Below are 21,343 nucleotides of genomic sequence, written 5' to 3'. Positions count from 1 at the left end.
CTACCGGTTCCGCTGGAGCAGCAGCGACTGGTTGGTCGACCCGACCGGACCCCGCTCGTCGGAGAGCCGCCCGATGGTCAGCCCCGCCCCGTCGGGACCGAAGTTCGCCTCCGCCTGGACACCGATCCATCCGCTGACCGGGAGTCGGTGCAGGGACACGGTGAGATCGGTGTTCATGAACTGCCACTCGCGCGGGTCCAGGACACGGTCGGTCCCGTTGGCCACGTCGGCCACCGACATCAACCGGCTCCACGGGGTGGCGTCGACTCCGGCCACCACCGCCATCCTGCTGCGTACCCACAACTGGTTGCCCGCCCCGGGCACGGGCCGCAGTTCGAGGGAGGCCGTGTACGGCCCGGGCCAGGCGGTGAGGAAGGGCGTGTCCGCGTCGGGTTCGGTGCTCTCCTCCAACGGCACCATGCCGGAGGCGGAGGCGACGTCCGGGTTCTCCAGCTCGGTGGTGTCGTGGGTACGCACCCACCATGCGGTGCCGCGGACGACCTCGCGTCCGGTGTCGTCCCTGACCACGGCCTCGAGGTGGCAGATGCGTCGACCGGGCCGCACGATCCGGGCGGTGGCCTGCAACCGTGCCACAGGCACCGCCCCGAACAGTTCGGTGGTCACCCGCACGAGCCGTCCGCCGTCCGGGGCGATGCTCTCCATGGCGTGGGTGACCAGCGCGGACGGGGGAGCGCCGTGCTGGAAGCCCGGCCCCCACGGGCTCACGGTGTGTTCCGTGGCGGTGTACCCGGTCCACACCGTCCCCGTGTCGTCGGTGGTGGAGGCGCCCTGCACGAAGTAGGCCTCAGCGGTGTCAGTGGTGTCAGTGGTGTCAGTGGTGTCAGTGGTGTCAGTGGTGTCAGTGATGAAGCTCATGCTGTGTGATCCTATCGGGCCAGGCATGATGGCAGGGATGAAGGCGATACTCTGGGACATGGACGGCACTCTGGTGGACACCGAACCACGGTGGGGGGAGGCGACCTACGCCATGGCTGCCGCCATGGGACGCGAACTCACTCCGGAGGTCCGGGCGACGACCGTCGGCGGAACGGCGGACGGGACGGTGCGGCTGTGCGCCCGGTGGGCCGGCCTGGACCCGACCGACGAGGAGGTCGACGGCTGGATCAGGTGGCTCTACGACCGTGTCTCGGTGCTGTTCGCCCAGGGTCTCGACCTCCTTCCCGGTGTGCCCGCCCTCTTGGCGGAGGGCCGCGCGTCGGGACTGCCGATGATGGTGGTGACCAACACCTTCCGGTCGTTGACCGACCAGGCGCTGGAGACCATCGGCGAGGGGAACTTCGTCGGTTCGGTGTGCGGGGACGAGGTGGCCGCCGGCAAGCCTGACCCCACCTGCTACCTCACCGCCGCCCGGCGACTGGGGGTCTCACCCGACGACTGCCTGGTGTTCGAGGACTCCACCAACGGCATGACGGCGGCGGTACGGGCGGGGTGCCGGGTGGTCGGCCTGCCCGCCGCGGACGCCGAGGTGCCTGACGGCGCGGTTCCGGTGGCGGCACTGCGCCACGGCGCGGCGGGGCTGGACGGACTGTCCCTCGCGGACCTGCGCGGGTTCTGGGACCGTCTCGGTCGTCACCGTGTGGGGTGACCGTGTCACCGCGTCGGTGCAGGATGTGACAGAATGAGTGCCGTGAAGAACTTCGACTCCCTGTTTGAGGAACTGTCCCAGCGTGCCGCGGAACGCCCCGCCGGCTCCGGTACCGTGGAGGCACTCGACGCCGGGGTGCATTTCCAGGGCAAGAAGATCGTCGAGGAGGCGGGGGAGGTCTGGCTGGCCGCCGAGTACCAGTCCGACGACGAACTCTCCGAGGAGATCTCCCAGCTGATCTACTGGTTGCAGGTGGTGATGGTCGGTCGCGGCCTCACCCCGTCCGACGTCTACAAGTTCCTCTGAGGGGGCCTACCGTGACCGTGTCTGACCCGTCCACCCCGTCCGTGTCCGCCACCGACGCCCAGCCCGACCTGCTGCGCGTCGCCGTCCCGAACAAGGGTTCCCTGTCCGAGACCGCCACCGAGATCCTCTCGGAGGCCGGTTACCCGGGCCGCGGTGACTCGAAGTCGTTGACCGTCGTCGACGCCGACAACGGCGTGGAGTTCTACTTCCTTCGCCCGAAGGACATCGCGATCTACGTGGCCAGTGGCCACCTCGACATGGGCATCACCGGCCGTGACCTGGCCGCCGACACCCGTGAGGAGACCGAGGAGCTGCTGGAGCTCGGTTTCGGCGACTCCACGTTCCGTTACGCCGCACCGGCGGACGAGGACTGGACGGTGGAGGCGCTGGAGGGCCGCCGGATCGCCACGTCCTACCCGAACCTGGTTCGTCGGGACCTGGAGTCCCGCGGGATCGACGCCACCGTCGTGCGCCTGGACGGCGCGGTGGAGATCTCCATCCGCCTGGGTGTGGCCGACGCCATCGCCGACGTGGTGTCGACCGGACGCACACTGCGGCAGCAGGGCCTGCGTCCGTTCGGCGACCCGGTGATCAGTTCCACGGCCGTGGTCGTGGGACGTCGCGGCGCCGCCGTCGACGACCGCCAGCAGGTGCTGCTCAAGCGGATCGAGGGCATCCTGCACGCCCGCAACTACGTGATGCTGGACTACAACTGCTCGCGGGACATCCTCGACCGCGCCGCCGCCGTGACCCCCGGGCTGTCCGCGCCGACGGTGTCCCCGCTGGCCCAGGACAACTGGGTCGCCGTCCGGGCGATGGTTCCCCGTCGTGAGGCCAACACCCTGATGGACAACCTCTCGGCGTTGGGTGCGGAAGCCATCCTCGCCAGCGACATCCGTATCGCACGTATCTGAGACTCCACCACGAGTCGCCCACACCACGAAAGGTCCAGACCACCATGACTGTTCCCGAGTTCCGTCCGGAGTCCGCTCCGGTCACCTCCTCCACCCAGCTGATCACCGCGGCCGAGACGCACTCGCTCAGCGCCCACGCCGCCGACAGCTTCCGTTCGGAGGAGGACCTGCTGGGCACGATGCAGGTCCCCGAGCACGCCTACTACGGGATCCACGCCCTGCGCGCGGTGGACAACTTCCAGATCTCCCGGACGACCCTGAACCAGCTTCCCGAGTTCATCCGCGGCATGGTGCAGGTCAAGAAGGCGGCGGCGATCGCGAACCAGCGGCTCCACGCCCTGCCCAAGGAGAAGGCCGAGGCCATCGTCTGGGCGTGCGACCAGATCCTGGTGGAGCACCGGTGCATGGACCAGTTCCCGATCGACGTCTACCAGGGAGGCGCCGGCACCTCGACGAACATGAACGTCAACGAGGTGGTCGCGAACCTGGCACTGGAGTACCTGGGGGAGCCCAAGGGCAGCTACGACGTCATCAACCCCAACGACGACGTCAACATGAGCCAGTCCACCAATGACGCCTACCCGACCGGGTTCCGTCTGGGCATCCACACCGCCTTCCAGGACCTCATCCGCCATCTCAGCGCGTTGGAGCGGGCCTTCTCCAACAAGGGCGACGAGTTCCGCGACGTCATCACCATGGGACGCACCCAGCTCCAGGACGCGGTGCCGGTCAGCCTCGGCGACGAGCTCACCGCCTTCGCCCAGAACCTCTCGGAGGAGCAGTCGCAGCTCAACCGTGCCGCCGACTTCATGCTGGAGGTGAACCTCGGTGGCACGGCCATCGGCACCGGGGTGAATGCCCCGTCCGGCTACCAGCAGCAGGTGGTCGCCGCACTGCGGGAGGTCACCGGGCTCAAGGTGCTCGCCGCCAACGACCTGCTGGAGGCCACCAGCGACACCGGCGCGTACGTCAACGCCAGCTCGGTGGTCAAGCGTGTGGCGATGAAGCTGTCGAAGATCTGCAACGACCTGCGCCTGCTCTCCTCGGGCCCGCGTGCCGGCCTCAACGAGATCAACCTGCCGGAACGTCAGGCAGGCTCGTCGATCATGCCGGCGAAGGTGAACCCGGTGATCCCCGAGGTCGTCAACCAGATCTGCTTCAAGGTCTTCGGCAACGACGTCACGATCTCGATGGCGGCCGAGGCCGGCCAGCTGCAGCTCAACGTGATGGAGCCGGTGATCGCCCAGTCGCTGTTCGAGTCCATCCGCCTGCTCGCACGTGCCTGCACCACACTGCGCACGCTGTGCGTGGTGGGAATCACGGCCAACGAGGATGTCTGCCGCTCCTACGTGGAGCATTCCATCGGTATCGTGACCTACCTCAACCCGCTGATCGGCCACCACAACGGTGACCTGGTGGGCAAGGAGTGCGCCAGGACCGGAAAGTCGGTGCGCGAGGTCGTCCTGGAACGGGGCCTGCTGGACGAGGAGACCCTGGACCAGGTGCTCAGCAAGGAGAACCTGCTGCACCCGGTGTGGCGCGGAAAGCTGTACGTGGACTCCTGATCGGACAGCGGGGGCACCGCCCGGGTGTCCCCGGATGTGGGGTGACCGTCTCCGCCACCCGGCCGGAAGATAGTTCATGAAGCTAACATGGCGGGTGTGACACACCCCGCAGACAACACCACCCCGACAGCCACCACCTACCGCTCGGCCCTGCAGGAACTCCCCAGGTCAGCGAGGAAGCTGCAGCTGGTCTGGGACAGGGACCGCACCGCGGAGGCATCCCGCTCCTGGGCACTGAGCCTGCCGCACGGCCTCAACGACGGCCGGGTCGTCAACGGACCCGCCGAGGCGCACCCCCCGAATTCGGGGTTTCAGAAGCTCTTCGTCGTGGACCCGGGGGAGGCCCACCGCCACCATCTGGCCAGCGTGTACGGCATACGGACCGCCCGTGACGTGCTGGGGACGGTGGCTGCACGCCTGGACGACGCCGGCGACGCCGACTACCGCCGCCACCGCGAGCTGCTGGCCGGACTGTGCTCCACCCCGGTCGACAGGCGACCCGCAGCCCACACCGTGCTCGGCCCCCTCGACCCCGCCGACCACCACCTGGTCATCCCGTTCCTCCAGGACGCCGCCGTCGCGGCCCTCCCGGAGACCCCGCCGACGGACACCACCGGCTGGGACGTCTCCGTCGCCGTCCACCTGCTCTGGTTGGCGCACGGGGGAGGGCTGGTCACCGTGGACCAGTGCTCCGGGCTCCTGAACCGCGCCCTCGAACTCACCCGCTCCACCTACGGCAGCTGGGAGGAGTTCGCCGACGGCGTGGTGGTGGGTCGGGCGGTCGCGGACGGACGGCTGGACGACTCCTGCATGCGCTTCGTCCAGGACATCGCCGTGGCTCTGAACCACCCGGACTCACCCTGGGTCCGGCTCAACCTGCACGGGTAGCCTGGGGGGAATGATCCCCGACCCCGTGACCCCGGCACATCTCTCGGCGTTGCGGTCGATCGCCCGGGTGGTCACGGAGACAGCCACCCCCACGCCACCTGAGGTGGCCCTGCCCGCGGTGGCGGACCAGCTCCGTACGGCGCCGGCCCTGGTGCTCACCGGTGCCGGGGTGTCCACCGACTCCGGTGTCCCCGACTACCGGGGGCCGTCCGGTTCCCTGACCCGCCACCGGCCGATGACCTACCAGGAGTTCCGTCACGATCCGGACGCCTCCCACCGGTACTGGGCCCGGTCCTTCGTCGGCTGGCGCCGGATGGCCGCGGCCCGACCGAACACCACACACTACGGGCTCACCGAACTCGAGCAGGCAGGTCTGGTCACCGGGGTGGTGACGCAGAACGTCGACGGGCTTCACGCCGCTGCCGGGAGCCGTGAACTGCTCACCTTGCACGGAGACCTGTCGCAGGTGGTGTGCCTGCGGTGCGGGCTGACCGAGGACCGTCGGTCCCTCGACTCCCGGCTCGTGGAGGCCAACCCCGGCTACCTGGAGAGCGTCGATCTGGACCCCTCCCTGGTCAACCCGGACGGCGACGTCACACTGGACGAGGATCACGTGCGTGGATTCTGCATGGTGGGATGTCTGGGCTGCGGGTCCCGGCTGTTGAAGCCCGATGTCGTCTATTTCGGCGAACCTGTGCCGCAGGCCCGGAAACAGCGGGCGGCCCGTATGCTCGCCGGGTCGTCCAGCCTGCTGGTCGTCGGCTCATCCCTGTCGGTGATGAGCGGGTACCGCCTGGTGCTCGACGCCCTCCGGCAGGGCAAGACCGTTTCCGTGGTCAACGGGGGGCCGGGGCGTGCAGACGGCAGGGCCCATGTGCTGTGGCGGACCCCGGTCGCCCCCGCGTTCCTCGACCTCATCGACTCGTTGGGGCTCTCCTGACCCCGACCCACTGACCCCGCACCCGGGTCAGGCGAACTCCTCCGGCACGCCCGGGTACTCCGGCGGGGTTCCGTCGAAGGCCGGGCAGATCGACTGGAATGAGCACCACCCGCACAGTTTCGAGGTCTTCGGGGCGAAGTCGCCGCTGCGGGCGTCCTGGCCGATCTTCGTCCATACCTCCTCGAGGTCGCGCTCCACGTAGTTCAGTTCCGCCGGGGTGGGGGAGAGCACCATGTCGTCACGGACCTTCAGGTACATCAACCGCAGCTGCTCGGGAATGTGGTCGAACATGCGCCACCACACCAGTGCGTAGAAGCGCATCTGGAACACCGCCTGCGCGGAGAAGCGGGGGATCGGCTTCTTGCCGGTCTTGTAGTCGACCACCCGGACCTGGCCGGTGGGGGCGACGTCCACCCGGTCGATGAAGCCGCGGACCGGCACACCGTTGGGCAGGGTGGTGTCGACGTACTTCTCCACCGACTCCGCGTCGAATCCGGCCGGGTTCTCCATCTGGAAGTAGCCCTTGACCAGTGACCGGGCCTCCACCAGGAAGTCCGTCGTTGCCTCGTCGGGCACCAGGTCGACGAGCTGGGCGTCGGCGTCCTTCATCGCCGTCCAGTGCGGGGTGAGCATCTTCACCGCCGCCGGGTAGGTCCGCTCCTCCCGGGGCAGGTTGTGCAGGTCCTCCAGGACGGCGTGCACCAGTGTCCCCTTGACCTGGGCGACGGTACTGGGTTCGGGCAACCGGTCGATGGCGCGCAGGCGGTAGAGCAGTGGGCACTGCCGGTAGTCACCGACACGCGAGGGCGACAGGGCGAGGGGACGGCGGGTCACAGGGCCTCCAGCATCTTTCCGGGGTTGAGGATGGCGGTCGGGTCGACGGCGTCCTTGATCCTGCGGTGCAGGAGTCGGCTTCCCTCGTCGAGTTCGCGGGGAAGCCAGGCCGACTTCAGGGCGCCGACACCGTGTTCGCCGGTGATGGTACCTCCCAGGCGCAGCCCCAGCTCCATGATGCGGTCGAAGGCGAGTGTCCCGGCAGCCACGGACGCCTCGTCGGCGAGATCGTAGAAGACCGAGGGGTGGACGTTGCCGTCGCCGGCGTGGGCGACCAGCGCGACGGTGGCCCCGGTGTCGTCCCGGATGTCTCCCACCCCGGCACAGAAGTCCGCCAACCGGCTGCGCGGGACACAGACGTCGTCGATCATCTGGCCGCCGCCGTGGGCCCGGGCGTAGCGCTCGTTGCCGACCTGGACCGAGCGACGGGCGGCGACGAGCAGCTCGGAGTCGGTCGGGTTGTCGGCGAAGGCGACGTCCATGGCGCCGTGGGCCCCGGCGACGGCGGCGAAGTCCTCGGTGTCCTTCGCCGCGGTGGGCGAGTCGGACTGCATGATCAGCACGGCCCCGACGGAGGCGTCGAGCCCGAAGTCCCCGATCTCGGACACGAGCCCCACGGTCATGCCGTCCATCATCTCCAGCATCGAGGGGTTGGCCCCGGTGGCCATGTAGGACGTCACGGTCTCCACGGCGCGGCCCACTGTCGGGAACGTGGCCAGTGCCGTCAACGGGTCCGGGCCCCCGGGCACCACCTTAAGGGTGGCCCCGACGATGACGCCGAGGGTGCCCTCCGAGCCGGTGAGCAGGGAGACCAGGTCGAGCCCTGCCACCCCCTTGACGGTACGGTGGCCCAACCGGGTCACCGTCCCGTCGGCGAGGACCACGGTGAGTTCGCGGACGTACTCGCGGGTGACGCCGTACTTCACACAGCACATGCCGCCGGCGTTGGTGGCGATGTTGCCGCCGACCGTGGAGATCGCCACGCTGCCGGGGTCCGGCGGGTAGGCCAGACCGTGAGGGCGCAGGGCGTCCTTGAGGGCCTTGTTGATGATCCCCGGTTCCACGGTGACGGTCATGTCGGCCGCGTCGATCTCCAGGATCCGGTCCATCGCTGCGACCGACAGCAGGATGCAGCCCTCGTCGGCGCAGGCGCCTCCCGAGAGTCCGGAACGCGCACCCTGGGGGACGACCGGGATGCCGTGGCGGTGGGCGAAGCGCATCGTGGCGGCCACGTCGTCCACGCTCCCGGCGCGGACCAGGACCAGGGCGTCCTGCCCCGGGTGGACGGACTGGTCGGTGGCGTGGGCGGCGAGGACGTCCGGGTCGGTGCTCAGTGAACCGTCGAGCACTGCCGCCAGCCCGTCCAGGTCAACCGGGGTGTCGTGTGAGGTGGGGGAGTTGGTCACAGGTGCTCCAGCATCTTGCCGGGGTTGAGGACCCCGGTCGGGTCGACGGCGTACTTGATCTCGCGGTGGAGGTGGCGGTTGCCGGCGTCGAGCTCGGTGGCCAACCAGCGGTTCTTGAGGTTGCCGACCCCGTGTTCGCCGGTGATGGTCCCGCCGAGTTCCAGCCCCAGGGCCATGATCCGGTCGAAGGCGTCCTGTGCGGCGGCGACCGAGGCTTCGTCGGCGGTGTCGAAGAAGACCGAGGGGTGCATGTTGCCGTCGCCGGCGTGGCCGATGACGGTCACCAGGGCGCCGGTGTCGTCCCCGATGTCACCGACCCGGTCGCAGAACTCGGCGATGCGTGAGCGTGGGACGCAGACGTCGTCGAGCAGCTGTCCGCCGCCGTGGGCCCGGGCGTAGTGCTCCCAGGCCGGCTGTGCGGACCGTCGGGCCGCCACCAGCAGCTCCGAGTCGGTCGGGTTGTCGGCGAAGGCGACATCCATGGCGCCGTGGGCCCCGGCGACGGCGGCGAAGTCCTCGGTGTCTCCGGCTGCGGTGGGGGAGTCGGACTGCATGATCAGCACGGCCCCGACGGAGGCGTCGAGTCCGAAGTCGCCGAGGTCGTTGACCATGGCGACAGTGGCGGCGTCCATCATCTCCAGCAGGGAGGGCGAGGCGCCCGTGGCCATGTAGGCGGAGACCGCCTCGGCGGCCGACCGTACCGAGGGGAAGGTCGCCAGTGCGCTCAGCGGTTCCCGTCCCCGGGGCACCACCTTCAGGGTCGCCCCGACGATGACGCCGAGAGTGCCCTCCGAGCCGGTGAACAGTCCCGCCAGGTCGAGCCCTGCCACCCCCTTGACGGTACGGTGGCCCAGCCGGGTCACCGTCCCGTCGGCCAGCACGACGGTCAACTCCCGGACGTACTCGCGGGTGACGCCGTACTTCACACAGCACATGCCGCCGGCGTTGGTGGCGATGTTGCCGCCGATGGAGCACATCGCGACGCTGCCGGGGTCCGGCGGGTACGCCAGCCCGTGGGGACGCAGGGCCTCCTTGAGGTCCTTGTTGATGATCCCCGGCTCCACGGTGACGGTCATGTTCGCCGTGTCGACCTCCAGGATGCGGTCCATCGCCGCGACCGACAGCAGGATGCAGCCGTCCACGGCGTTCGCGCCACCGGAGATGCCCGACCGCGCACCCTGGGGGACCACCGGGATGCCGTGGCCGTGGGCGAAACGCATCGTGGCGGCCACGTCGTCCACCGTGGTGGCGCGGACCAGGGCGGCAGGTGTCCCCACGGGACTGTAGAGCGACTGGTCGGAGGAGTGGGCGGCCAGCACGTCCGGGTCGGTGGTCACGGACCCGGACAGCTGGGGAGCCAGCTGAGAGGCCAGCTGCCGGCCCACGTGCGTGGTGATTCCGGTGGAGTTGCGGGACGTCATTGCCGCCACTGTAGTCGTCGGCCCCGTCCGGCTACCGTGGTGGCATGAACTCCAACCGTCTCGCCGCATCGACGTCCCCCTACCTGCTGGCCCACGCGGACAACCCGGTGCACTGGCAGCCCTGGGGCCCCGAACCCTTCGCCGAGGCCAGGGAGCGTGGTGTGCCGGTGCTGGTGTCGGTCGGGTACGCGACCTGCCACTGGTGCCACGTGATGGCCGAGGAGTCCTTCACCGACCCGGAGATCGCCGCGATGGTCAACTCCCGGATGGTGGCGGTGAAGGTGGACCGCGAGCAGCACCCGGACGTCGACGCCTACTACATGCAGGCCACCGTCGCCCTGAGCGGACAGGGCGGGTGGCCGATGACGGTCTTCACCGACCCTGAGGGACGGCCCTTCCTCGCCGACACCTACTTCCCGCCGGCACCGAGACAGGGCAAGCCGTCGTTCCGCCAGGTTCTCGAGGCGGTGTCGCGGACCTGGACCACCGAACGCCCCCGGGTCGACGAGCTGACCGCCCGGCTCAACGAGGCCATCGGCGCCAGCGGGGAGGAGGACAACGACGGCGACGGCGACGGAGCAGGGGCGTCCTGGACCGCCAGGGAGGCCACCACCGAACTGCCGACGCGGATCGTCCAGAGGATGCGTGCCTCGGAACACCCCACCGGAGGGTTCGGCGGCGCCCCGAAGTTCCCACCCTCGGCCGCACTGCTGGGACTGGTGCGGTGGGCGGAACGGACCGACTCCGGCACTGCGGCGGACCAGGTGCTCGACATCGTCGGACGGACCACCGCGGCCATGCTGCAGGGCGGCCTCGCCGACCCCGTCGAGGGAGGGTTCCACAGGTACTGCGTCGACGCCGACTGGACCGTACCGCACTTCGAGAAGACGCTCTACGACAACGCCCTGCTGCTCCGCGCCCTGGCCGCCTACCGCGTGCGACGCCCGGACGACGACCTCGTCGCCGAGGCCGTCGACCTGACCCGGGACTTCCTGACCGCCGACCTGCGCACCGGCGACCCCCACCTGCTGGCCAGCGGTCTCGACGCCGACACCGTCGTCGACGGCAGGCGGGTGGAGGGCCACAGCTACACATGGGCACCGGGGGAGCTGGAACGCCTGGGACTGACGGGGGCGGGCGACGTGGACGGCCGGGTCGTGCTCACCCGGCGCGAGGGCCTGCCGTTGACCCCGGAACTGCGGGGTACCCTGCGGCGTGCCCGCGCCGGCCGCCCCCGCCCCGCCGTCGACGGAAAGGTCGTCACCGCCTGGAACGCGATGGCCGCCGTCGCCCTCACCGAGGCCGGCGACCCGGGGTCCGGGGCGGAGATCACCGCCGCCCTGTGGGACCACGCGGTGACCACAGACGCCGACGGGGGTGTGCGGGACGTGGTGCGCTGCACCGGCACACCACACGCGCCGGGCACCCTCGAGGACTGTGCCTGGCTGCTGCTCGCGCTGGTCCGGTTGTGGGAGCACCGGGGAAGCTCCTACGGCGGGCTGGACATCCCCGCGGCGGTCTCCGAGCTGGTGCGGCACACCCAGGTCTCCTTCCACCGCGGCCCGGGGACCTGGTACGACGCGGCGGCGCCGGTGGCGGAGACCGGAGTGCGTCCGCGTGACCCCTACGACGGGGCGACCCCGGCGGCGGTGGCCGTGCTCGCCGAGGCGTTGAGCATGGCCGGTACCGTGGCGACATCCCTCGACGACCCGGACGTCCGGGCGGTCGGGGCCCGCTGGTCGGCCGAGGCCCGCCGGATCCTCGACGCCCACACCGGGGTCGTCGACCGTCACCTGGCCCAGGCCGGCGGCTGGCTGTGCGCCCTGGAGTGCCACCTCGCCGGACCTGTGCAGGCCACGGTGTCCGCCGCCGACCCCGCGCAGGTCACCGCGCTGCGCCGGCAGCTGGGCACCTCCGTTCTCGTGCTGTCGGCGGAACAGGGCGCCCGGATGCTCGGCCCCGTCCCGGACGGGGCCGCGGTCCAGGTGTGCCGGGCGGGGGTCTGCGGGGTCCCCACCGCGCTGTGACGTGGGGGCCGTTAGACTGATCGGGTCCACTGCCGCACCAACGTAAAGGGGAACACCGTGGCCTACTCCGGCCCGTTCCAGCCCGGTGACCGGGTCCAGCTCACCGACGCCAAGCGCCGCCACTACACCATCACCCTGGAGACCGGTGGCAGCTACTTCACCCACAAAGGCGAGATCAGGCACGACGACATCATCGGCAGCGACGAGGGCACCGTGGTCGTGTCCCACGTCGGCGGCGAGTACCTGTGCTTCCGTCACCTGCTGGTCGACCACGTGCTGTCGATGCCCCGTGGTGCCGCGGTGATCTACCCCAAGGACGCCGCACAGATCCTGGTGGAGGGTGACATCTTCCCCGGTGCGAAGGTCCTCGAGGCCGGAGCGGGCTCCGGGGCGCTGTCGATGACCCTGCTGCGCGCCGTGGGCGGGCACGGCCGGCTGATCTCCTACGAGATCCGCGACGACCACCTCGAGTACGCCGAGAGCAACGTCGTGGAGTACATGGGCGAGCACCCGGCGAACTGGGACCTGCGGCTCGGCGACCTGAAGGACGTGACCGTCGACGACACCGACGGCCCTGTGGACCGGGTGATCCTGGACATGCTCGCCCCCTGGGAGTGCCTGGAGACGGTACGCGACCTGCTGATCCCCGGCGGGGTCTTCATGACCTACGTCGCCACGGTCCCGCAGTTGATGAAGGTCATGGAGGGGATCCGCGAACTCGGCTGCTTCACCGAACCCAAGGCGTGGGAGTCCCTCGTCCGCGAATGGAAGGTCGAGGGCCTGGCCACCCGCCCCGAGCACCGGATGAACGCCCACACCGCCTTCCTGGTGTGGGCCCGGCGACTGGCCGACGGCACCGTCGCCCCGAAACCGCAGCGCCGGGCACGCAAGTAGCCGCCCCTGCTCCGTGGGGGACGGGCCGGGGGCACTTCCACGTTTCTGGATAGGCTACCTTTCCCCCGCATGTAGACTGGCCCCCTATGACGCAGCACACCACGGACCAGAATCTCCACGACGGACCGACCGCCCGGGTCGACTCCGGCCCTGAGTCCTACCGCCAGCTGCAACTGGCCAACCGGACACTGGGCACACGCAACGCGAAACTCACCGAGATGCTCAAGTCCAGCCGCGACAAGCTGGACGAACTCAACTCCCGGCTGGACGCCCTCGCGGAACCACCGAGCACCTACGGCACACTGCTGGACACCGGGGACGGAGGCCGCACCGCCGAGGTCCACACCGCGGGACGCCGGATGCGGCTGCCGGTCAGCCCGCGGGTCTCCCCGGGGGAACTCACCCCCGGCTCCCTCGTCCGTCTGGGGGAGGGGCAGCAGGTCGTCGAGGTCTGCGGGTACGCCGACTCCGGCGACATCGGCACCGTCGTCGAGGTCGTCGACTCCGAGCGCATCGTCGTCGCCGACAAGCTCGGCGAAGAGGCCCTGATGAAATGCGCCGGGGGGCTCACCTCCGAGCTCGCCGCCAGGCAGGTCGGCCCCGGTGACAGCGTCGTCGTCGACCGCCGCGCCGGGTACGCCTTCGAGGTGATCTCCCGTGCCGAGGTCGAGGACCTGGTCCTCGAGGAGGTCCCGGACGTCTCCTACTCGGACATCGGTGGCCTGGAGAGCCAGATCGAGCAGCTCCACGACGCCGTCGAACTGCCCTTCCTGCACCCGGAGCTCTACCGCGACTACGGTCTGCTGCCGCCCAAGGGTGTCCTGCTCTACGGTCCCCCCGGCTGCGGCAAGACGCTGATCGCCAAGGCGGTCGCGTCCTCCCTCTCCCGCAAGATCAACACCGACGCCGGAACCCCGGACGCCAAGTCCTACTTCCTGAACATCAAGGGCCCTGAGCTGCTCAACAAGTTCGTCGGCGAGACCGAACGGCAGATCCGGCTGATCTTCGAACGTGCCCGCAAGATCGCCTCCGCCGGCCAGCCCGTGATCATCTTCTTCGACGAGATGGAGGCGATATTCCGGACCCGCGGCACAGGGGTCTCCTCGGACGTGGAGTCCACGGTGGTACCGCAGCTGCTGGCGGAGATCGACGGAGTCGAGGGTCTGCGCAACGTCATCGTCATCGGCGCCTCGAACCGTGAGGAGCTCATCGACCCGGCGATCCTGCGCCCCGGCCGGCTCGACGTGAAGATCCGGGTGGAGCGCCCCGACCGCGCGGCCGCCGCCGACATCCTCGGCAAGTACCTCACCGCCGCGGTACCGATCTCCGGCGCACTCGTCGAGACCGCCGGCGGGGCGGAGGCCGCTGCCGCGCGCCTGCGCGCACGGGTGATCGACAACCTCTACTCCGACGACCGCCCCTACCTGACCCTGCACTACGCCGACGGCACCCGCTCCGACCTGTACTTCCGCGACTTCACCTCCGGCGCGATGCTCGCCAACATCGTCGACCGGGTCAAGAAGCTGGCCATCAAGGACGTCCTGCGCGGCGACGGTGACGGTGTCACCGAGGCCCACATCGACGCCGCCGTGGACGAGGAGTGCCGCGACAACGACGACCTGCCCGACACCACCAACCCCGCAGAGTGGGCCCGGATCTCGGGCCACTCGTCACGCCGGGTCGTGGAGATCACGATGGCCGACCGGGCCGACCGGGCCGACGGGGCCGCCGGACCGGCTGCCGACCTGGAGGGGGAACGGTGAACCACGCATCACGCCGGCTGATCGGCACCGAGACCGAGTTCGGCATCATCGCCTCCGACGACCCCCACGCCAGCCCGATCGAGACCTCCACCCAGGCGGTCGTCGCCTACGCCGGGGCCACCGGGCTCGGAGTCAACCGACGCACCCGGTGGGACTACAACGCCGAGTCCCCGCTGCGCGACGTGCGCGGTTTCGACCTGCGTCGTTACCGCACCGCACCGGTGGTCGACCCCAACGCCCTGGGCTCGGCGAACGTGGTCACCACCTCCGGGGCGAGGTTCTACGTCGACCACGCGCACCCGGAGTACTCCTCCCCGGAGACCACGAACGCCTGGGACGCGGTGATCTGGGACAAGGCCGGTGAGCTGGTGATGCACACCGCGGCCCAGGCGTCCGGCGCGGTGGAGGACCAGCCTGCGCTGACGATCCACAAGAACAACGTGGACGGCAAGGGCGCATCCTACGGTGCGCACGAGAACTACCTGTACCCGCGGTCCTACGACACCGAAGCGGTGCAGGCCGCCCTGATCCCGCACTTCGTGACGCGTCAGGTCTACACCGGCGCCGGACGGCTCGGCCTCGGGGCTGAGAGTCAGACCCCGGGGTTCCAGATCAGCCAGCGCGCCGACTACATCGAGACGACGGTGTCGTTGGAGACCACCCTGAACCGGGGGATCATCAACACCCGCGACGAGTCCCACGTCGGCGAGGACTGGGCCCGGATGCACGTCATCATCGGCGACGCGAACCTCTCGGAGTACTCCACCTTCCTCAAACTCGGCACCACCGCCCTGGTCCTCGACGCGGTGGGGGCGGGCGCTGACTTCTCGGACCTGAGCCTGTACGAGCCGGTGACCGCCGTCCGGCAGATCTCCCGTGACCTTGACTGCTCGGCGCCGGTGCGTCTGTACGGCGGGGTGGAACGCACCGCCGTCGACATCCAGCGTGAGATCCGCCGGAGGGTGATCGAGGCTGTCCCCGCCGCTCACCGGCACGACAGGGACGACCTGGTGCTCGAACTGTGGGGGGAGATCCTCGACGACCTCGAGAAGGACCCGGCCTCCACCGCCGACCGGCTCGACTGGACGGCGAAGCTCAGCCTGCTCACCGCCTACCGTGCCCGTGGCCTCGGGTGGGACCACCCGACACTGGCCGTCGTCGACATCCAGTACCACGACATCGACCCCGCCAAGGGCCTGTACAACGCGCTTGTCCGCACGGGCCGGATGCGCACCCTCGTCGACCCGGGGGACGTCGCCGCAGCGGCCGCCCAGCCCCCCACAGACACCCGCGCCTGGCTGCGCGGCGAGGTCGCCCGCCGGTTCTCCGGCGAACTGCTCGCCGCGAACTGGGACACCCTGGTCCTCGACACCCCCCACGGGTCGTCACCGACCACGCGCGTCCTGCTCTCCGACCCCCTCCAGGGCACCGCGCCGCAACTGAGGGACGCCCTGGCGGACGTCGACGACGCCGCCGGGCTCGTCCGGGTCCTCGGCGAACTGCTCCCGGGGTCCCTCGACGGTGCAGGCTGCTAGCCTGTAGGCACCGGGACACAACGTCCACGATCGCTCAAGAATTCATGAAGGAAGTGGTTCCACATGGCAGCCGGATCAGGCTCGACAGGCGGCTCCGGCCAGGGACAGGTGCACGGGGGACGTGGCCCTGAGGACGATGACGGCACCGGCGCCGCGGCTCCCGCCGCCTCCGGCCAGGAGCAGCTCAGGGTCAGCGGCACCGACGACCTTCTCGACGAGATCGACGGCCTGCTGGAGTCCAACGCCGAGGAGTTCGTGAAGTCCTACGTCCAGAAGGGCGGGCAGTAGTCACGGCGACCGTGTTCACCCGCCGGATCATGGGGCTGGAGACCGAGTTCGGCATCACCAGCGTCCTGGACAGCCACCGTCGGCTGGGCCCGGACGAGGTCGCCCGGCACCTCTTCGCCCCGGTGGTGGAGGAGTACCGCAGCAGCAACGTCTACTGGCCCAACGCCTCCCGGGTGTACCTCGACGTGGGCGCCCACCCCGAGTTCGCCACCGCCGAGTGCGACTCGCTCCACCAGCTCGTCACCTACGACCGGGCGGGGGAGCACATCTTCCATGACCTGGCGTCCCGCTGCGAGGCGTCGTTGGCGGAGCGGGGGATCGGCGGCAAGGTCTACCTGCTGAAGAACAACACCGATTCGGTGGGCAACTCCTACGGCTGCCACGAGAACTACCTGGTGGGACGGGACATGCCCCTGAAGAGCCTCTCGACCCGGCTGCTTCCGTTCCTGGTGACCCGCCAGCTGATCTGCGGGGCCGGAAAGATCAGTGTGCCGGCCGCCGGTGCCCCGAACGAGAACTTCGGGCCCGGGTACTGCCTGTCGCAGCGCGCCGACCACGTGTGGGAGGGGGTGTCCTCTGCCACCACCCGCTCCCGTCCGATCATCAACACCCGTGACGAACCGCACGCCGACTCCTCCCGGTTCCGCCGGCTGCACATCATCGTCGGCGACTCGAACATGTCCGAGACCACCACCGCACTGAAGGTCGGCTCGACACTGCTGGTGCTGGAGATGATCGAGGCCGGCGTGAACCTGCCGGACTACGAGCTGTCCAATGAGATCCGGTCGATACGTGAGATCGCCCGGGACGCCACGGGCACCACACCGCTGGCACTGCGGGACGGCGGCACCGCGACTCCGCTGGGCATCCAGCGTGCCTTCCACACCGCGGCGCTCCGGTGGCTGGACGACCGTCCGGAGCCTTCCGCAGGTGACAGCGGGACCCCCCGAGCCCAGCTCCTTCCCGTGGTCGACCTGTGGGGCAGGGTGCTCGACGGCGCGGAGTCCGGTGACTTCTCCGCGGTGGACACCGAGATCGACTGGGTGATCAAGAAGAAGCTCATCGACCGCATCGCCGAGCGCGGCGACCTGGGGATCACCGACCCCCGGCTGGCGCAGGTGGACCTGACATACCACGACATCAACCCCGACCGGGGCCTTTTCCACCTGCTGGCCCGCAGGGGACAGGTCGCGACCCTCGTCGACCCCGCCGACGTCGCCGTCGCCGCACACACCGCACCGCCGACCACCCGGGCCGCCGCCCGCGGACGGTTCCTCGCCGCGGCCCGGCACGGCTCCCGCCAGACCACCGTCGACTGGACGCGGCTGAAGGTCAACGGCGACGGGGGTGCCGAGATCGTCCTCCCTGACCCCTTCGACCCCGCCGCCGAGGGGCTCGACCACCTGCTGGACATCCTCGGGGAGCAGGCACCGTGAGTTCCGTGAACCGTCCGGCGGAGGTCCACTGGGACCCGGCGTCGTCGCGCCTGCTCAATCTCGTGCTGGCGCTGACCGAGCGCCCACGGTCCCTCCACTGGATCCGCACCCACGTCGACGGATACGCCGGGGCCCCTGAGATCGTACGCAAACGTTTCGACCGCGACCGCCCGCTCCTCGACGAGCTGGGGCTGGTGGTCACCGAGTCGACCGGGACCGACGCCGACGGTCACCCCGAGGTGCAGTACGGCATCGACCCGGTACCGAGCTTCCTGCCCGACCTCGCCGTCACCGACGCCCGGTGGCAGGCCATGCGCCCCGCCGCGCAGTGGGTGCCGAACCAGTCGCTCGCCGCCCCGGTGCGCCACGCACTGCAGAAGCTCTCCACGGTGGCCCCGGCGTCCGACGCCGACGCCGGTCCGGGGTTCTCCGCCCCGGTCCCCGACGCCGTCGACCTCACCGACGCCGACATCGAGGCACTGAACGTCGCGATGGACCGGAACCTGAGCCTGCGGTTCCACTACTGGCCGGCACTGACCGAGGAGCCGCAGCTGCGCCGTCTGGACCCGTGGGGGGTCGCCGCGGTCGACGGCCGGCTCTACCTCACCGGATTCGACCTCGACCGGGACGGACAGCGGACCTTCCGGCTCTCACGCATCGCCGACCTGGAGGCCGCCGCCACCCTGATCCGTCACCACGTCCCGGACCGTCCTGTCGCGGAGCTGGTGACGGAGGGACTGCGCGCGGCGTCGACGATGGTCAGCGCCCGGGTCCGCTTCCTCACCGACGGTGCCCAGGAACTCCGCGCTCTCGCCGGCCCCGAGGACGCAGAGGACGGTGACGGTGCCCGTCCTCTCGGACCGGTCGACCGGCGCTGGCTGGTCCGCACAGCCGCGTCCTACGCCACCGATGTGCTCGTGGTGGACCCGCCGGACGTCGTCGCCGACATCATCGCGCACCTGGAGGAGGCCGTCCGGACCTTCGGCGCTTCCGGGGCCGGGGGAGAGGAGGAGCGGTCATGACCGAGCCCGTGCCCCGTCGCCGCAGTGTCGGGTACACCACCTGGCAGGTCCGTCGTGTCCTGTCGGTGATCGCCTGGTTCCGGCACCATCCGGACGGCACGCTGATGCGCGCCGCCGCCCAGTTCGGAGTGACCGTCCCGCAGCTGCGCCATGAACTCACACAGGCGGCCACCTGCGGTGTTCCCCCGTACCTGCCGGGGTCGTTGCTGGAGTTCACGACCTCCGGGATGCATGTCGACGTCGTCACGTCGCTGGGTCTCGACCGGGCGCCCTCGCTGACGGCGGCGGAGTCCGGGGCGCTGCTGCTCAGCCTGGAGAGGCTGGCCAGCGTGATGTCCGGCCCGGGCCGCGCCGACGTCGACTCCGCCGCGGAGATGATCCGCGGACTGCAGCAGGACGTGAGGGACCGCCGGGACCGCTTCGTGCCGGACGAGTTCACCACCGCGACGCGGCCCGCCCCCGGTTCCGGTGGCTCTCGGGAGGGGACGCCGTCGGTGCTGGCGGAGAACCTCCCGGCCCTTCGTGAGGCGTTGTCCGACCGCCGGTGGGTGAAGCTGACGTACCGGTCGGCGTCCTCGGACTCGGTGGGGCGGCGCTGCCTGGTCCCGGACCAGCTGGAGTTCATCGACGGTCAGGCCTACCTGTGGGCCCGGGAGGACTCGGACCCGAAGGACCAGCGGTGCTTCAACGTCTCCCGGATGTCGGCGGTGACGGTGACCGACCGTCCCGCCCCGGAGGCACTCGGGCGGGCGGTCGACCCGCAGGACCCGTTCGGTTTCGACCGGGACGGACAGCGCTGGGCCGAGATCGAGCTGGAGGACGACGCGGCGTGGATGTTCGAGTACCTCCCGATCTGGCAGGTGGACGGTCCCGGCCCGCTGCGCGCGGCGATACCGGACACGGGGGACTGGTTGGAGCGCTTCCTGCTGGCGTACGCGCCGACGATCCGGGCGGTGGTACCCCAGGAGGAGGAGCCCCGGTGTGATCTCGCCCACCGCGTGGCCCGCCGCGCCAGTGCTGCGCTGGATGCCTACCGCTCACTGGCGTAGGGTTATCGTTGACTGATCCACGCGACGGAAAGGCACTGCCCCATGGGATCCCTCGGTTGGCCTGAGATTCTTATCATTCTCCTCGTCATCGTCCTGCTCTTCGGGGCTGCGAAGCTGCCGACGCTGGCCCGGTCCGCCGGAAGGTCGCTCCGCATCTTCAAGTCCGAGATGAATGAGATGAAGAACGACGGAAAACCCACCGCCGTGGAAGGTGGAGCCGTGACCAACGATACCGTCGCCCCGGAACCCGCAACCGACCCGACGAAGAAGAACGAGGCCTGACCGGCCGAGGAGTGACCACCATATGATGCCCGGACCCATGCAACTGCTGATCGTCGTCCTCGTGCTCGTGCTCCTGTTCGGCGCAGCCAAGCTGCCGACCATGGCCCGCTCCCTGGGGCGGTCGATGCGCATCTTCAAGTCCGAGATGACCGAGATGAAGAAGGACGGAGCCACCCCTGAGGTAGAGTCAACCACTCCGCCCGCCCCGGAGGACGAGCCCGTCACCGCGACCGACCTGAATGACCTGAAGGCTACTCCGACCCGCAATGACTGACAGTACTCCCGACGCCCCCCGTCGCGTCCGGGTGCCGCGCACACGTCTGGCGAGGAAGCGTCGTAGGCCGAGCGAAGCGGAGATGTCTCTTGTCGAGCATCTCAAGGAGCTTCGACGACGGATACTGGTCGCGTTGGCCGCGATCGGCGTCGGGACCGTACTGGGGTACATGTGGTACGGAAACGGGGTCTTGGGCACCCCGAGTCTCGGCGAGCTGCTGAAGGCACCGTACTGCCAGTTGCCGGCGGAAGCGCGTTTCGGCGGTGACGTCACTGACGAGTGCCGGCTGCTCGCCACCAGCCCGTTCGAGATGTTCATGCTGCGGCTGAAGATCGGTTTCCTCGCCGGCCTGGTATTGTCCGCCCCGGTGTGGCTGCTGCAGTTGTGGGGGTTCATCACCCCGGGGCTGAAGAAGAACGAGAAGATGTGGACCCGTGTTTTCGTCACCTCGGCGACACTGCTGTTCGCACTCGGTGCGGTGCTGTCCTACTTCGTGCTCGCGTTCGGTCTGGAGTTCCTGCTCACCATCGCCGACGACACCCAGATCGCGGCCCTCAACGGCACGGCCTACTTCAACTTCCTGATGACTCTCATGCTCGTCTTCGGTGTGAGTTTCGAGGTCCCGTTGATCACGGTGATGCTCAACGTCATCGGCATCCTCAGCTACGAGACGTTGAAGGACAAACGCCGCTACGTCATCCTGATCCTCTTCATCCTCTCCGCCTTCGCCACCCCCGGCGGCGACCCGGTCTCCATGCTGATCCTGGCGCTGTCCATGAGCCTCATGATGGAGATCGCGATCCAGGTCACCCGGATCAACGACAAGCGGCGCGCCCGGAAGGCCGGGCTTGACGGTCTGGATTCGGTGCAGGACGACCTCGACGACGAGTCCG

At 69.7% G+C, this 21,343-nt stretch carries 21 protein-coding genes; 17 read left to right on the top strand and 4 right to left on the bottom strand.

Features of this window, described 5'->3' with window-relative positions:
• Complete coding sequence (locus tag Q0A34_RS11380; RefSeq protein WP_291480104.1) at positions 1-876, bottom strand: thioesterase family protein; 876 nt, start codon at positions 874-876, stop codon at positions 1-3.
• On the opposite strand from Q0A34_RS11380, the gene Q0A34_RS11375 reads away from it, so the two are divergent.
• The 6 genes from Q0A34_RS11375 to Q0A34_RS11350 all read left to right on the top strand — a co-directional run bounded on the left by Q0A34_RS11375 (position 866) and on the right by Q0A34_RS11350 (position 6,219).
• Entirely contained in the window at positions 866-1,606 is a 741-nt protein-coding gene (locus Q0A34_RS11375; RefSeq protein WP_363316450.1) for an HAD family phosphatase, read from the top strand. The genes Q0A34_RS11380 and Q0A34_RS11375 overlap by 11 nt on opposite strands.
• 42 nt (positions 1,607-1,648) lie before the next feature.
• Complete coding sequence (locus Q0A34_RS11370; protein ID WP_291480175.1) at positions 1,649-1,912, top strand: phosphoribosyl-ATP diphosphatase; 264 nt, start codon at positions 1,649-1,651, stop codon at positions 1,910-1,912.
• A 68-nt stretch (positions 1,913-1,980) separates the two neighbouring features.
• Positions 1,981-2,826, top strand: a complete 846-nt coding sequence (hisG, locus tag Q0A34_RS11365) for an ATP phosphoribosyltransferase (RefSeq protein WP_291480174.1) — start codon at positions 1,981-1,983, stop codon at positions 2,824-2,826.
• Positions 2,827-3,005: 179 nt separating this feature from the next.
• Positions 3,006-4,391, top strand: a complete 1,386-nt coding sequence (gene aspA, locus Q0A34_RS11360; RefSeq protein ID WP_291480173.1) for an aspartate ammonia-lyase — start codon at positions 3,006-3,008, stop codon at positions 4,389-4,391.
• A gap of 96 nt (positions 4,392-4,487) precedes the next feature.
• Positions 4,488-5,279, top strand: a complete 792-nt coding sequence (locus Q0A34_RS11355; protein ID WP_291480102.1) for a DUF1266 domain-containing protein — start codon at positions 4,488-4,490, stop codon at positions 5,277-5,279.
• Between the two features lie 10 nt (positions 5,280-5,289).
• Positions 5,290-6,219, top strand: a complete 930-nt coding sequence (locus tag Q0A34_RS11350) for a Sir2 family NAD-dependent protein deacetylase (RefSeq protein WP_291480101.1) — start codon at positions 5,290-5,292, stop codon at positions 6,217-6,219.
• Between the two features lie 27 nt (positions 6,220-6,246).
• Here the strand turns inward: Q0A34_RS11350 and Q0A34_RS11345 are convergent, their stop codons facing one another.
• The 3 genes from Q0A34_RS11345 to Q0A34_RS11335 are packed head-to-tail and all read right to left on the bottom strand — an operon-like array spanning position 6,247 to position 9,880.
• Positions 6,247-7,053, bottom strand: a complete 807-nt coding sequence (locus tag Q0A34_RS11345) for a RecB family exonuclease (protein ID WP_291480100.1) — start codon at positions 7,051-7,053, stop codon at positions 6,247-6,249.
• Entirely contained in the window at positions 7,050-8,459 is a 1,410-nt protein-coding gene (locus Q0A34_RS11340; RefSeq protein ID WP_291480099.1) for an FAD-linked oxidase C-terminal domain-containing protein, read from the bottom strand. The genes Q0A34_RS11345 and Q0A34_RS11340 overlap by 4 nt, the downstream gene beginning before the upstream one ends.
• A complete protein-coding gene (locus Q0A34_RS11335; RefSeq protein ID WP_291480098.1) occupies positions 8,456-9,880 on the bottom strand; it encodes an FAD-linked oxidase C-terminal domain-containing protein in 1,425 nt (474 codons plus the stop codon). The genes Q0A34_RS11340 and Q0A34_RS11335 overlap by 4 nt, the downstream gene beginning before the upstream one ends.
• Before the next feature lie 44 nt (positions 9,881-9,924).
• Here Q0A34_RS11335 and Q0A34_RS11330 point away from each other — a divergent pair, with 44 nt between their 5' ends.
• The 11 genes from Q0A34_RS11330 to tatC form a co-directional block, all read left to right on the top strand.
• Complete coding sequence (locus Q0A34_RS11330) at positions 9,925-11,907, top strand: DUF255 domain-containing protein (protein ID WP_291480097.1); 1,983 nt, start codon at positions 9,925-9,927, stop codon at positions 11,905-11,907.
• A gap of 57 nt (positions 11,908-11,964) precedes the next feature.
• Positions 11,965-12,801, top strand: coding sequence for a tRNA (adenine-N1)-methyltransferase (locus tag Q0A34_RS11325; protein WP_291480096.1), 837 nt, complete (start codon positions 11,965-11,967; stop codon positions 12,799-12,801).
• Positions 12,802-12,887: 86 nt separating this feature from the next.
• On the top strand, positions 12,888-14,564 hold the full coding sequence (arc, locus tag Q0A34_RS11320; RefSeq protein WP_291480095.1) for a proteasome ATPase: 1,677 nt from the start codon (positions 12,888-12,890) through the stop codon (positions 14,562-14,564).
• Positions 14,561-16,099, top strand: a complete 1,539-nt coding sequence (gene dop, locus Q0A34_RS11315) for a depupylase/deamidase Dop (RefSeq protein WP_291480094.1) — start codon at positions 14,561-14,563, stop codon at positions 16,097-16,099. Before arc ends, dop begins: the two co-directional genes overlap by 4 nt.
• Positions 16,100-16,162: 63 nt before the next feature.
• Positions 16,163-16,387, top strand: coding sequence for a ubiquitin-like protein Pup (locus tag Q0A34_RS11310; protein WP_291480093.1), 225 nt, complete (start codon positions 16,163-16,165; stop codon positions 16,385-16,387).
• A gap of 29 nt (positions 16,388-16,416) precedes the next feature.
• Positions 16,417-17,823, top strand: a complete 1,407-nt coding sequence (gene pafA / locus Q0A34_RS11305) for a Pup--protein ligase (protein ID WP_291480172.1) — start codon at positions 16,417-16,419, stop codon at positions 17,821-17,823.
• Entirely contained in the window at positions 17,820-18,845 is a 1,026-nt protein-coding gene (locus Q0A34_RS11300) for a WYL domain-containing protein (protein ID WP_291480092.1), read from the top strand. Before pafA ends, Q0A34_RS11300 begins: the two co-directional genes overlap by 4 nt.
• Positions 18,842-19,894 carry a WYL domain-containing protein gene (locus Q0A34_RS11295; protein WP_291480091.1) on the top strand — a complete coding sequence of 351 codons (1,053 nt, stop codon included), beginning with the start codon at positions 18,842-18,844 and terminating at the stop codon, positions 19,892-19,894. The genes Q0A34_RS11300 and Q0A34_RS11295 overlap by 4 nt, the downstream gene beginning before the upstream one ends.
• Before the next feature lie 42 nt (positions 19,895-19,936).
• Positions 19,937-20,176, top strand: a complete 240-nt coding sequence (gene tatA / locus Q0A34_RS11290; RefSeq protein WP_291480090.1) for a Sec-independent protein translocase subunit TatA — start codon at positions 19,937-19,939, stop codon at positions 20,174-20,176.
• Positions 20,177-20,198: 22 nt separating this feature from the next.
• Positions 20,199-20,450 carry a Sec-independent protein translocase subunit TatA gene (gene tatA, locus Q0A34_RS11285; RefSeq protein WP_291480089.1) on the top strand — a complete coding sequence of 84 codons (252 nt, stop codon included), beginning with the start codon at positions 20,199-20,201 and terminating at the stop codon, positions 20,448-20,450.
• On the top strand, positions 20,443-21,343 hold a 901-nt coding region (tatC, locus tag Q0A34_RS11280; protein ID WP_363316449.1), incomplete at its 3' end, for a twin-arginine translocase subunit TatC. The genes tatA (Q0A34_RS11285) and tatC, both read left to right, overlap by 8 nt.

This window comes from Corynebacterium sp., from assembly GCF_022712195.1.
Classification (GTDB): Bacteria; Actinomycetota; Actinomycetes; order Mycobacteriales; family Mycobacteriaceae; genus Corynebacterium.
Note: the sequence above shows the minus strand (reverse complement) of the source record. Positions and strands in the feature narration are given on the sequence as shown.

Excerpts from the sequence above, each read along its gene's own strand:
- pafA (WP_291480172.1), top strand. The coding sequence starts at position 16,417 with ATGGGGCTGGAGACCGAGTTCGGCATCACCAGCGTCCTGGACAGCCAC.
- Q0A34_RS11380 (WP_291480104.1), bottom strand. The coding sequence starts at position 876 with ATGAGCTTCATCACTGACACCACTGACACCACTGACACCACTGACACC.
- Q0A34_RS11310 (WP_291480093.1), top strand. The coding sequence starts at position 16,163 with ATGGCAGCCGGATCAGGCTCGACAGGCGGCTCCGGCCAGGGACAGGTG.
- tatA (WP_291480090.1), top strand. The coding sequence starts at position 19,937 with ATGGGATCCCTCGGTTGGCCTGAGATTCTTATCATTCTCCTCGTCATC.
- tatA (WP_291480089.1), top strand. The coding sequence starts at position 20,199 with ATGATGCCCGGACCCATGCAACTGCTGATCGTCGTCCTCGTGCTCGTG.
- Q0A34_RS11295 (WP_291480091.1), top strand. The coding sequence starts at position 18,842 with ATGACCGAGCCCGTGCCCCGTCGCCGCAGTGTCGGGTACACCACCTGG.
- arc (WP_291480095.1), top strand. The coding sequence starts at position 12,888 with ATGACGCAGCACACCACGGACCAGAATCTCCACGACGGACCGACCGCC.
- aspA (WP_291480173.1), top strand. The coding sequence starts at position 3,006 with ATGCAGGTCCCCGAGCACGCCTACTACGGGATCCACGCCCTGCGCGCG.
- Q0A34_RS11375 (WP_363316450.1), top strand. The coding sequence starts at position 866 with ATGAAGCTCATGCTGTGTGATCCTATCGGGCCAGGCATGATGGCAGGG.
- Q0A34_RS11330 (WP_291480097.1), top strand. The coding sequence starts at position 9,925 with ATGAACTCCAACCGTCTCGCCGCATCGACGTCCCCCTACCTGCTGGCC.
- Q0A34_RS11350 (WP_291480101.1), top strand. The coding sequence starts at position 5,290 with ATGATCCCCGACCCCGTGACCCCGGCACATCTCTCGGCGTTGCGGTCG.
- Q0A34_RS11335 (WP_291480098.1), bottom strand. The coding sequence starts at position 9,880 with ATGACGTCCCGCAACTCCACCGGAATCACCACGCACGTGGGCCGGCAG.